Source organism: Microbacterium sp. SL75, assembly GCF_026625865.1.
Lineage (GTDB): Bacteria > Actinomycetota > Actinomycetes > Actinomycetales > Microbacteriaceae > Microbacterium.
In genome coordinates, this window is sequence record NZ_CP113067.1 from 3,425,237 (window position 1) to 3,436,786 (window position 11,550).

Genomic DNA, 11,550 nt, shown 5'->3' on the forward strand with positions numbered 1-11,550 from the left:
AAGCCGCATGAGCATTCCATCCGAACGCGCACGGAGGGCGATCGCGCGCTCGACGCCGCCGACGCCCAGAGTGACGAGCGTGACGCGCCGGCGCACGACGAGTTCCGCGTGTCAGAACCCGCGGGCTCAGGCGTGACCGGCGCGCTCCATGGCGCGCAGCTCTTTCTTCATGTCCTGAACCTCGTCACGTAGTCGTCCGGCGAGCTCGAACTTCAGCTCGGCTGCGGCCGCGAGCATCTGCTGGGTCAGATCCGCGATCGTGGACTCGAGCTGATCCGCGCCCTCCGCCGCGATGCCGGTGCGCCGTAAGGACGGGGTCGGCGATTTCCCCTTCCCGGACTTGTCGTTGCGCGACAGCAGGTTCTTGGTGTCGGACGCCTCTCGGTTGAGCACCTCGGTGATGTCGGCGATCTTCTTCCGCAGCGGCTGCGGGTCGATCCCGTGCTCGGTGTTGTAGGCGATCTGCTTCTCGCGACGGCGCTCGGTCTCTTCGATCGCCTTGCTCATCGAGTCGGTCATCTTGTCGGCGTACATGTGCACCTGACCCGAGACGTTTCGGGCCGCGCGACCGATCGTCTGGATGAGCGACGTGCCGCTGCGGAGGAAGCCCTCTTTGTCGGCGTCGAGGATCGCTACCAGCGACACCTCGGGAAGGTCGAGACCCTCACGAAGGAGATTGATGCCCACGAGGACGTCGTAGACACCGGCGCGCAACTCGGTCAACAGCTCGACGCGGCGGAGCGTATCGACGTCGGAGTGCAGGTAGCGCACGCGCACCCCGTGCTCTCCGAGGAAGTCGGTGAGCTCCTCGGCCATCTTCTTCGTGAGCGTCGTCACCAGTACGCGCTCATCGCGCTCCACACGCAGACGGATCTCTTCGAGCAAGTCGTCGATCTGCCCCTTCGAGGGCTTCACGATGATCTCGGGATCGACGAGACCGGTCGGGCGGATGATCTGCTCCACCACCCCGTCGGCTATGCCCATCTCGTAGCGGCCGGGCGTCGCCGACAGGTACACCGTCTGACCGACGCGCTCCTTGAACTCGTCCCAGCGGAGTGGGCGGTTGTCCATCGCGCTCGGGAGGCGGAATCCATGCTCCACCAGGGTGCGCTTACGGGATGCGTCGCCCTCGTACATCGCACCGATCTGCGGCACGGTCACGTGCGACTCGTCGATGACGAGCAGGAAATCATCGGGGAAGAAGTCGAGGAGCGTGTGCGGCGGATCCCCCGGCATGCGACCGTCCATGTGCCGCGAGTAGTTCTCGATACCCGAGCAGAACCCGAGCTGCTGGAGCATCTCGAGGTCGAAGGTCGTGCGCATCCTCAGACGCTGCGCCTCGAGGAGCTTGCCCTGCGACTCGAACTCTTTGAGGCGCTCCTCGAGTTCGTGCTCGATCGTGCCGATCGCGCGTTGCACCGTCTCGGTTCCCGCGACGTAGTGAGACGCGGGGAAGATCGGCACGGAGTCCATCTTCTCGATCACATCTCCGGTCAGCGGGTGCAGGAGGTACAACGCCTCGATCTCGTCGCCGAACATCTCGATGCGGATCGCGTACTCCTCGTACACCGGGATGATCTCGATCGTGTCACCGCGCACGCGGAAGTTGCCGCGCGAGAAATCGACGTCGTTGCGGTTGTACTGCATCGAGATGAACTTGCGGATGAGGGCGTCACGGTCGTAGCGCTCGCCCACTTGCAGGGCGACCATGGCGCGCAGGTACTCCTCGGGCGCACCGAGGCCGTAGATGCACGAGACCGTCGAGACCACCACGACATCTCGGCGCGAGAGCAACGAGTTCGTCGTCGAATGGCGCAGGCGCTCGACCTCCGCGTTGATCGAGCTGTCCTTCTCGATGAAGGTGTCCGTCTGCGGGACGTACGCCTCGGGCTGGTAGTAGTCGTAGTACGAGACGAAGTACTCGACGGCATTGTTCGGCATGAGTTCGCGGAACTCGTTCGCCAGTTGCGCCGCGAGCGTCTTGTTGTGCGCCAGCACCAGCGTCGGCCGTTGCACCTGTTCGACGAGCCAAGCTGTCGTCGCCGATTTTCCGGTACCGGTCGCACCCAGCAGCACGACGTCGGTCTCACCCGCGTTGATGCGCCCCGCGAGCTCGGCGATCGCCTGTGGCTGATCACCGGAGGGGGTGTACTCGCTGATGACCTCGAAGGGGCGGACGGAGCGCGTGGCCTGCATGCTTCCAGCGTAGGCGGGGCCTCCGACATCGGGGGCGGGTTGCGTTCGCCGTGCGCGAGCGCTCGGCCTCTGTACGCCGGGTCAGGCCCCTCGGTTCCACCGTTCCCAGAGCTCGTCGACCTGCCGACGGGTGGCATCCAGGTCTATCGACGTGTCGATGACGACGTCGGCCAGCGCGAGCCGATCCTCCTCACTCGCCTGCGAGCCGATGCGGGCACGCGCCTCGGCCTCGGTGAGGCCGCGACTCTCGACGAGACGTCGCACGCGAAGCTCCGCGGGGCAGTGCGCCACCACGACGAGGTCCCAGGAGTCGGCGCCGCGGGCCTCGGCGAGCAGCGGCACGTCGTACACGATCACTGCGGCCGGGTCGGCGGCGCGGGCTTCGGCGAACCGGCGCTCCGACTCGATCCGCACCGCCGGGTGCACCAGAGCGTTCAAACGCGCGAGCCGATCGGGGTGCCCGAACACGAGAGACCCGAGCGCGGGCCGATCGAGCGAGCCGTCCGGGCGCAGCACCCCCGCACCGAACTCCCCCGCGATCTCCTCGAGCACGGCGGATCCGGGAGCCTGCACTTCCCGCACGATGGCGTCCGCGTCGACGACGACGGCTCCACGGTCGGCGAGAAGGGCGGCGATGGTGGACTTGCCGGAGGCGATCCCACCCGTCAACGCGAGAAGAGGCACTCGACGAGGATGCCACATCCGCACGTCCTTCCACCGGGGAGGCGTGCCGCCGCCCCGTCGTCTAAAATCCCCCCAGGCCGCTCGCCCGAATCGGCCCGACGAAAGCTCCGCCATGACCGCATTGCACACCACGGTGGTGATAGAGGACGACCTCGACATCCGCCTCCTCGTGACGGCGGTGCTCGAGAGCGCCGGATACGTCGTCCACGCGGCAGCCACGGGCCTCGACGGTATCGAACTCGTCCGCCGACACGACCCGATCGTGACGACGCTCGACGTGAGCATGCCGGGCATAGACGGCTTCGAGACCGCTCGCCGCATCCGTACCTTTAGCGACACCCGCATCCTCATGGTGAGCGCGAGAGCGGACGAGGACGAACAGCGGGCGGGGCGCGAGGCCGGTGCCGACGATTACCTCACCAAGCCGTTCCGTCCCCGCGAACTCCGTCAGCGAGTCGCCGAGCTCGCCCAGTCGGCACGGGGCTGAGTCCCGCTCTCACGCGAGACCGAACGCCTGCTCCCCCGTCGCCGCGGCACGGGCGGCGGCCTCGTCGGCGCGGCTCGTGAGGGCTTGCGCACGGTAGCCGTGATCTGCGGCCAATGCCACTCCGACGCCCACCGCCGGTACGACGGCCGCGCCCAGTCGCGCGAGATCCGCGACCACCCGTTCGTGCAAGACGCGAGCGGCGCGACGGACATCTGTCGTCGGCGTCGTCGTGAACGCGACCGCGAGGCCGGCGGCATCCGTCTCCCCCACCAACGCCATCGTCGGCGCATGCCGCCGCACTGCGGCGCGCACCTCGAGAGCCAGGCGTTCGGCGTCGTCGGGGCCGAAGGCCACCGCGACGCGCTTGAGATCGTCGATGCGGATGCCGATCACACACACTCCCTCGCCGGCGGCCTGTGCGCGAGTGCAGATGATGGCGAGAGTGGCCTCGAAGGATTCGCGGAACAGCACGCCGTTGGTATCGACCGCGAGTCGTCGTGTCTCCGCCGTTCCGCGAAGGGCCGACTCATTCGCCCGGAGCACCGAAGTCACCACGACCGCCGCGATCAGAAGCGAGATCGTGAGGAACGCCGAGACGCGCGTATCGAAGACGTTGCGGAACAGATCGCTGTCGGGTCCGAGCCACAGGAACACCACGACACGCGCGAGGAACCACACCGTTTCGATCGCGAGCACCGCGGTCAGGCCCGAGGAACTCCATCGCCGGCCGATGGCCGCGCGTCGCGTCTCGATCGCTCCGGTGGCCGCGAACACGGCATTGCCCAGGAAGAAGGGCACTGCCCCCGCCCACGAGCCGCCTTCGGGACCCGCGACGAGAGCCGAGACGACCACGACGATCACCGTCGCGCTGAGAAAGAGCGCCGGGCGGCGCACAGGTCGCCCGTTGAAGGCGACGCAGCCCAGCCAGATGAAACCCGTCGCCGCGACGAACGCGCCGTTGCCCACCGCGACCGCGAAGTACACGTCGGGCAGGAGCAGCCACGCCAGGTAGCACGTCGCCGAGAACGTGCCGGACAGGTAGGCGCTCGCCCACAGACGCCCGGGCAGCCCGTCCTTGAGCATGAGCGTGTCGAGCAGGTACATCACCGTCGAGGCGACGATGACCAGCGTCGCCGCCGCCTGCAGGGTGAGGACGTCGAAGTTCACGGGGTCTCCCTCGGTTGGCGGGGTAGCCGGACGATGAAGGTCGCACCTTCACCCGCCGCCGTATTCACGGTGATCTCGCCCCCATGGGCGCGGACGAGGTCACGGCTGATGGCCAGCCCCAGGCCGCTGCCATGGGTCGAGGATTTGCGTACGGCATCGCCCCGGAAGAAGCGCTCGAACAAGCGCCCCTGCTCGCTCGCGCTGATCCCCGGCCCGTCGTCGGAGATCGTCACCGTCACCGAGTGCGGATCGTCGTCGACCGACACGAGGACCGAACCCCCGCGCGGGTTGTACTTGACGGCATTCGACATCAGATTGTCGATGACCTGGCGAACGCGACGTCCGTCCACCAGAGCCTGCGCGGGCGGGAGCGTGCCCGTCTCGATCCGGATGCCTCGGTCATGTGCCCGCGGAGCGATCGACTCGATCGCCGAGCGGACGATGGCGGAGACGTCGGTGGGGCGGAGGTCGAGTTCGACGCCGAAGCCCTCGCGTGAGGTGGACGACACCGCGAGGATGTCTGCGACGAGCTCGAGCAACCGCGAGGCGTTGCGCTCAGCGACCTCCAATCGGTCACGCGTGCCGAGGTCGAGGGTCTCGTCGTCGAGAGCGAGCTCGAGGTAACCGATGATCGAGGTCAGCGGCGTGCGCAACTCGTGCGAGACACTCGCCACGAGGTCCTCGCGGGCGCGGCGCGCCTGCTCCTCCACGGTGACGTCACGAGACACCACCACCCCACCGACCTCCCCGCTATCGCTCTCGGGCAGACGTCGCGAGGTGACGCTGAGGGCACGGCGGTCCTCACCGGGTGAGCCGTACCAGACCACCTCCGCCTCGAAGGCCTCGCCCGATCGCGCGCGCGCCAGCGGCGCGGCATCGGGGGCGATCGCCGTGGAGCCGTCGGCGGCGAACACGGCGATCTCGCGTCCGAAGGCGTCGGTGCTGTTCAGCAGGAGCCCGTGGGCGGTGTTGGTGACCGAGAACTCCCCCGAGGGAGTGATGCGCGTCACGCCGAAGTCGACGGCATCCAGGACTTCGGTCACCAGGTCTTCCTGGCGCCGGGCGCGATCGAGAGCGCGACGTAGCTCAGCCGATTGCTTCTCGAGCAGGACGCGTTGAGCGCGACCGCGGCGCGCGGTGAGGGCGGCCATCGATGCGAGCGCCGTGACCGTGAACGGCAGGACCAACGTCGACGACGAGAACCGCTGCAGGTCATCCGTCACGAGCTGATGGACCATGACGACCGAAACCGTCAGCGAGACGGCGATGATCCCGCGAAGGCCGAACACCGTCCCGATCCAGATCGCGGGGAAGGTCCACAGCAGGCCGAGACCCGACATCGGAGCGCTCTCGCGCATCGCAGCGATCGCCACGACGTCGACGATGGGGAGCAGCCCGACCACCCACCTCGGCATCCCCTGCCACGGAACCAGGACGGCCGCGATCGCCCCCGCGAAGACGAGGGCGGTGCCCGCGAAGAACAGCGACGCGTGGACGACCTGCCCGACCGCGATCGACACGACCACACCCAGGAGGGTCGCCGCAGCGAGCAACGTCTGACTCGCCATGATGCTGCGGCGCAGACCGTAGCGCTCGCTCGAGGTCGGGGGCGCCATGGCCTCGACGATAGCGTTTCGCTCACGTCGGGCACCGTCAGAGCACCGCGGCACGCCGTTCAGCGAGTGTTCACGCCCCGACCCACGGGGTCAGAAGCCGAAATCGCCCCCGAAATCCCCACCGAGATCGCCTCCGCCGGCGTCGATCGCCCCCGGGTCGGCGCCTCCGGGATCGGACATCGCGGGGTCGGGCTGCGCATCCGCCGCCGCACCGTCGGCGTAGCCCGCGTCGTACCCCGGATCGAACATCGCCCCGACGAGAGCCGAGCCGACGACGTATCCGCCGATGGTTCCGAGCATCGACGCCCCGAGCATGGAGCCGAATCCCGGGCCGTTCGAGAACCCCCGTCCCCCGAAAGTGCGCTCCATGAAGCCGGGCTGCGAGTACTCCGCTCGCGTGGCCGCACGGGCCAGAGTGGCCGGGTCGTCACTCGCGGGACGCTCCGCGGGAGCCAGCCCCGACGACAACTCGGCGAGAACCTGCTGACGCTGCCCCTGGGTCAAGCGGCCGAAGGCCTCGGCGTGCACCTGCTCGACGGTCTCGGGCGGAGCCGTGCGCAAGAGGTACCGGTAGCGCTCGATGGCCTGACGGTCGTCTTCGGATCCGGATGCCGGGGGCCCCGGCGCCGCAGCCTGCGCCGGCGGAGGTGCGTACCGGCCGCCCGCCTCGCGGGATCCGCTCACCGGAACGTGCGGCGTCGGAACCTCGGGGGTGCGCCGCGACGTTTCGTCGCCGGAGCCGAACAGTCGGTCGAACAGTCCCATGGTGTCGCCTCTCGAGTCGTGTCCCCGAACCCTAAAGCCCGGCGCTCAGAAGCTCCTGGGTCTTGCGCGCTGCATGCACGGCGTTCCGGTGAGCTGTCCGGAGCGGCAGCCGAGACGGCACCATCGAGAGAGTCCGAACCCCCGGACCCCTCATCCGCTCCGTGCGATCGCCGCGCTCGTCCAGCGGGCGTAGAGGGCCCATGGGTCGTCGACGCCCGCGGCCAGCCCGGTCACGTGCGCATCGAGTGCCGGGCTCCGGCGGAACCACTCGGTCCTGCCGAAGCGCTCCTCAGCGAAGAGGGCATGGCGGCGGCGCTCCAGCGAACGGTCCCCCGGCTCGAGAGCGAGAAGCTCGTCGTGCCAGATCGCCGAGAGCCGTTGACGGGGGCTCGCGGTGGTGCCGATCTTGATGCGGTCCTCGAACCTCAGGTAGTAGACCACGTCCACTCGTGGGGGTGGGAGTTCGTCGTCGACGGTTTCCCCGTGCCGCCACTCGCACACCGCGCACAGCCACCCGCTCGGCCATCGCACGCCCAGGCGCGAGCCGCAGAGCCGACAGGGCGACGGCAGAACATCGGTCACCCCCTCGGTCGAAGCCGCCCAGTCCGCGCTGACGGCCAGGTGCCACACGCACAGGGTCACCGGCGCAAGAGGATCGGACGGCTCGTGACACTCCGGCACGAGGCAGTCAGGGGTGGACATGCGCTCACGCTATGCCCGACCCCCGACATCGCTTCAGTCCTCGATGACCGGAGGCTCCAGCACGAGGAAAAGGCCGGCGTAGGGACCGAGCTCGAGCGAGAAGCTCTGCAGCTCGTCCACGCGGCCGACGGCTTCACCCGTCGCCGCGTCGATCGCCGTGCTCTGGGGAACGAGCCACTCGGAGCGTACGGTGCCCTCGATCGTCTCGCCCGAGAAGTTCAGCACCGTGATCTGCAGGGGGGCCGCCTGGTCTCGCCGATCGCCCCCGTCGAGACGGTGCACCATCACGAGCATGCTGGGGTGACCGACCTGTGGAATGTCGACCTGCGAGGCGATGGCGATGCCGTGGTCGCCGCGGATCCGCAGGATCTCCTTCAGCCCTGACAGGAAGGACTCCGGGTCCTCCTGCTGCCGTCCGAGCGAGCCGTACAGCGAACGCGCGCGCGGCACGCCCGACATCGACGACGACGCCTCGGGCGCCACATCGAGCAGGTCGTGCGCTCCGCGCTCGATCCAACGGGTGTCGCCCGTCGAGATCAGGTGCCGCACATCGTCGGCGGGAAGCGTGAGCGAACCGGTGAGATCCCACCCGGACAACGCGAAGACGCCCGGCTGCCACGAGTTGTACTTCGCCAGCAGCAGGTGCGCGTCGCGGATCGCCGGGATGTCCTCGTCGGAGATGTCGTCGAGGGTCGCCTTTCCCTGCGTGGCGGCGATGAGGGATGCCGAGGTGCACGCGATCCCGTTCTGCGTGAAGACGAGATTGTAGTCGGCCTCGACCGTGAGCTTCTCGGTCAGCTCGGCGCGCACCATCTCGGCGATCTCGCCGCCGGTGTGCTCCTCGTGGCGGAAGGGGTAGACGGTGTCGCGGTGCGTCGTCGCCCAGTGCACGAGCTCGTAGGTCAACTCGTCGTGATTCTGCATGCCGTGCACGAGCTGCACGGGCTCGACGCCGGTCTCGAGGGCCGTGGTCAGCGCAAGACGCAGGAATTCGGTGTTCGCCGTGGCGAGAGCGTGGTGATACCCGGGCCGCGTCACGAAGTCATACGAGAGGTCGGCGCCGACCGCACTGGTGTCGCGGATGTCCTCCATCGTCAGGTTCAGCTCCTGGAAGGTGAAACCGCCCACCTTGCGCACCATACCGGCGATGATGTGGTTCGCTGCATGGGAGAGCGGATGGCCCTCCGACCACGCCGGCAGACCCTCCGCGCTCTTCTCGACCCCGAGGAAACCGTTGGCATCGAGGCGAAGCGCACTCGTGCCGAGGTCGCCGAGCGAGTGCAGCGCGTCTCCGATCACGAGCCGCATCCCCGCGAACGTCGGGTCCAGCCAGTTGATGGACGGCTGCCCCTCTTTGAAGTAGTGCAGGTACACCCAGCGCCGTTCGAGACCGTCGGTACCGACGACCGGTGCCGTGGTGCTCCAGTTCGTCTCTTTGACGCCGGGGGTGTAGAAGATGACGCGCTGCAGCTCACCGATGATGTAGCCGCGTGCGCTCAGCTCTCGTTCGGTGTCGGCGTCGAGGTTCACGGAGTCGCGACCCGCGGGTACCTCCGGCAGGAGATCCCAATCCTCGCGCGGGATCTCGACCATGTGGTAGATCCCGGGATAGTCCTTGTAGGCCATCTCGGCGAGGCGGAAGTCCGCCCCCTTGCCGGTGTGACCGGGGACGATGTCATCGATCACGCTGCCGCCGTGGGACTCCGCGACATCCGCGACGCGACGGAAGGCGTTCTCGTCGCCGAACTCGGGGTCGATCTGCGTGCTGATCCGGTCGAAGTGACCGTCGACGCTCGGGGTCTCCTGCCATCCCGTGATGCCGCCGGCGCGCTTCACGGGCCCGGTGTGGATGCCGTTGATCCCCACCCACTCGAAGGCCTCCCACAGTGCCTCGTCTCCGAGTGCCTCCAGGAATGACTCCCCCGGCCGTGTGATCAGCGAGATCGGATAGGCCGTGAACCAGACGTCGGTGGATTCGATCGCGCGACGGGCGTCGGGGCGCGCATAGGGGTTCCGCCACATGGACGGCTGGCCAGAGAGTTGCCGGCTCAGGACGTCGGCGTCTTTCAGCATCGACTGACGCACGAGCCACTCGACGTATGAGGGGTTACCGCCGTTCGCATTGCGAGGATCGGTCAGGAAACGGCGTAGCGTCCCGCCGCGGAACTGATCACGCGGGCGGAGTCGACGCGGTCGCGCCGGATAGCGCTGCTCGTCGTAGCTGATCTCCGTCCCGTTCTCGATCGCGTCTTCCGCGTCGCCCGGACCTCCCTCGCCCTGACCCGCGTCGACCATCTCGTCATCCATCGCAGCGCGCTCATCGGCGTCTTCCACTCCGACCTCCCTCACGTCATCTACGACGCTAGTCTCTCCCGCCGACATCGACCCGGGCCATTGACCTCGACCCGCCGAACATCGATGGATACGCCGACAGGTCTCATCGAGAGCGAGCAGGAGCCGGGCGCAGAGCCAACATGGCGACCCCGAACGCGAGGACGCACATCCCGAGCACCAGTGATGAGAAAACCACCCACCCCGCCGACGCGAACACCAGCCCGAGCAGCCATCCGAACAGGCTCGAGCCCCCGTAGTAGCCCATGTAGTACAGCGAGGACGCTTGGGCGCGCGCTTGCGGATCTGCCGCCACCGGCGTCCATCCCGACGCCACCGCGTGCGCCGCGAAGAAGCCCGCGGTGAACGCGAGAAGCCCCGCGATCACGGCTGCGACCGACGGGATAGACATCGCGACGACGCCGACCGCCATCACCCCGATGCTCCCCAGAAGCACCGGCAGACGCCCATACCGCACGGCGAGGGCCCCTGCACGAGGAGACGACACCGTGCCTGCCAGGTACGCGAGGAACAACAGGGTCACCACGGCCGGCGCCAAAGAGAAAGGCGGCTCGGCGAGGTGAAATCCCAGGTAGTTGTAGACCGCGACGAAAGCGCCCATCAACAAGAACGCCTGGGCGTACAGCGCCAGCTGCACGGGTGAGCGCAGGTTGAGCGCGAGGCGGCGCCGCACCGTGGGACCCCTCACGGTTCGCGCGCGCCCGGGCACGAAACCCCGTGCCGTGGGCACCAACGCCAGGAACACGGCCGCGGCCACCGCGCAGAGGAACACCACGGATGCCACCCCCCACCGCCACCCGGCGAACTCGGCGACGAACCCCGAAGCGACGCGGCCCGACAGGCCTCCCACGGTGGTGCCGGCGATGTAGGAACCGGCGGCAGCCGCCACGAAACGCGGCGAGACCTCTTCGCTCAGATATGCCAGAGCGACAGCGGGCACCGCACCGAGTGCCACGCCTTCCAGCAGCCGCAGCGCCAGCAGCAAGCTGAGATCGTGAGCGAACGGTGTGACGGCGCCGAGCAGCGTGGCGGCGATGACACCGATCGCCATCGCCGGAACCCGACCGATCCGGTCGGCCACCAGCGACCACGGGATGACCGCCGTAGCCAACCCGAGAGTGGAAGCGGACACGGTCGAGGCGGCGCCCGCCGGCCCCGACGCCACATCGACGGCGATCGCGGGAAGCACGGCCTGCGTTGCGTAGAGCTGCGCGAACGTCGCGACACCGCCGAAGAAGAGACCGATCAGGAGACGCCGGTACTCGCGGCTCCCGGGCAGGTGTCCCGAAAAGCCGCTCACGTCATCGACCCTATCGATCCCGCAGTGGGTGAGGTGATGCGTCGGTGGGCCCTTCCCTACGGAAGAACGCACCGACGCGGTACCGCACCGAAAGTGCCCGTAAATGCGAAATGGCCACCCAACGTTGGGTGGCCATTTCGACTGAAAAGAAGTCCGGCGGTGTCCTACTCTCCCACAGGGTCCCCCCTGCAGTACCATCGGCGCTGAGAGGCTTAGCTTCCGGGTTCGGAATGTAACCGGGCGTTTCCCTCTCGCTATGGCCGCCGAAACACTATTGATGT

At 68.1% G+C, this 11,550-nt stretch carries 9 protein-coding genes and 1 rRNA gene; 1 reads left to right on the forward strand and 9 read right to left on the reverse strand.

Features of this window, described 5'->3' with window-relative positions; genetic code table 11:
• Positions 1-126 precede the first annotated feature (126 nt).
• Both uvrB and coaE read right to left on the reverse strand, forming a co-directional pair.
• On the reverse strand, positions 127-2,196 hold the full coding sequence (uvrB, locus tag OVA17_RS16315; RefSeq protein WP_210076672.1) for an excinuclease ABC subunit UvrB: 2,070 nt from the start codon (positions 2,194-2,196) through the stop codon (positions 127-129).
• Between the two features lie 81 nt (positions 2,197-2,277).
• Positions 2,278-2,880, reverse strand: coding sequence for a dephospho-CoA kinase (gene coaE / locus OVA17_RS16320; protein ID WP_267787474.1), 603 nt, complete (start codon positions 2,878-2,880; stop codon positions 2,278-2,280).
• A 112-nt stretch (positions 2,881-2,992) separates the two neighbouring features.
• Here coaE and OVA17_RS16325 point away from each other — a divergent pair, with 112 nt between their 5' ends.
• Positions 2,993-3,367, forward strand: coding sequence for a response regulator transcription factor (locus tag OVA17_RS16325; RefSeq protein WP_210076674.1), 375 nt, complete (start codon positions 2,993-2,995; stop codon positions 3,365-3,367).
• A gap of 9 nt (positions 3,368-3,376) precedes the next feature.
• On the opposite strand, the gene OVA17_RS16330 is transcribed toward OVA17_RS16325, so the two are convergent.
• The 7 genes from OVA17_RS16330 to rrf form a co-directional block, all read right to left on the reverse strand.
• Positions 3,377-4,534 carry a diguanylate cyclase domain-containing protein gene (locus tag OVA17_RS16330; RefSeq protein WP_267787475.1) on the reverse strand — a complete coding sequence of 386 codons (1,158 nt, stop codon included), beginning with the start codon at positions 4,532-4,534 and terminating at the stop codon, positions 3,377-3,379.
• Positions 4,531-6,150: a sensor histidine kinase gene (locus OVA17_RS16335; protein WP_267787476.1), complete on the reverse strand. Its 1,620-nt coding sequence runs from the start codon at positions 6,148-6,150 to the stop codon at positions 4,531-4,533. The genes OVA17_RS16330 and OVA17_RS16335 overlap by 4 nt, the downstream gene beginning before the upstream one ends.
• A 90-nt stretch (positions 6,151-6,240) precedes the next feature.
• Positions 6,241-6,915: a hypothetical protein gene (locus OVA17_RS16340; protein ID WP_267787477.1), complete on the reverse strand. Its 675-nt coding sequence runs from the start codon at positions 6,913-6,915 to the stop codon at positions 6,241-6,243.
• A gap of 150 nt (positions 6,916-7,065) precedes the next feature.
• Complete coding sequence (locus OVA17_RS16345) at positions 7,066-7,617, reverse strand: GIY-YIG nuclease family protein (protein WP_267787478.1); 552 nt, start codon at positions 7,615-7,617, stop codon at positions 7,066-7,068.
• 33 nt (positions 7,618-7,650) lie between these two features.
• Entirely contained in the window at positions 7,651-9,924 is a 2,274-nt protein-coding gene (gene treS, locus OVA17_RS16350) for a maltose alpha-D-glucosyltransferase (RefSeq protein WP_420712443.1), read from the reverse strand.
• Positions 9,925-10,054: 130 nt separating this feature from the next.
• The gene (locus tag OVA17_RS16355; RefSeq protein WP_267787480.1) at positions 10,055-11,269 is read right to left on the reverse strand and encodes an MFS transporter; all 1,215 of its coding nucleotides are present in this window, start codon (positions 11,267-11,269) and stop codon (positions 10,055-10,057) included.
• Positions 11,270-11,420: 151 nt separating this feature from the next.
• Positions 11,421-11,537, reverse strand: a 5S ribosomal RNA gene (gene rrf / locus OVA17_RS16360).
• Between the last annotated feature and the right edge of the window lie 13 nt (positions 11,538-11,550).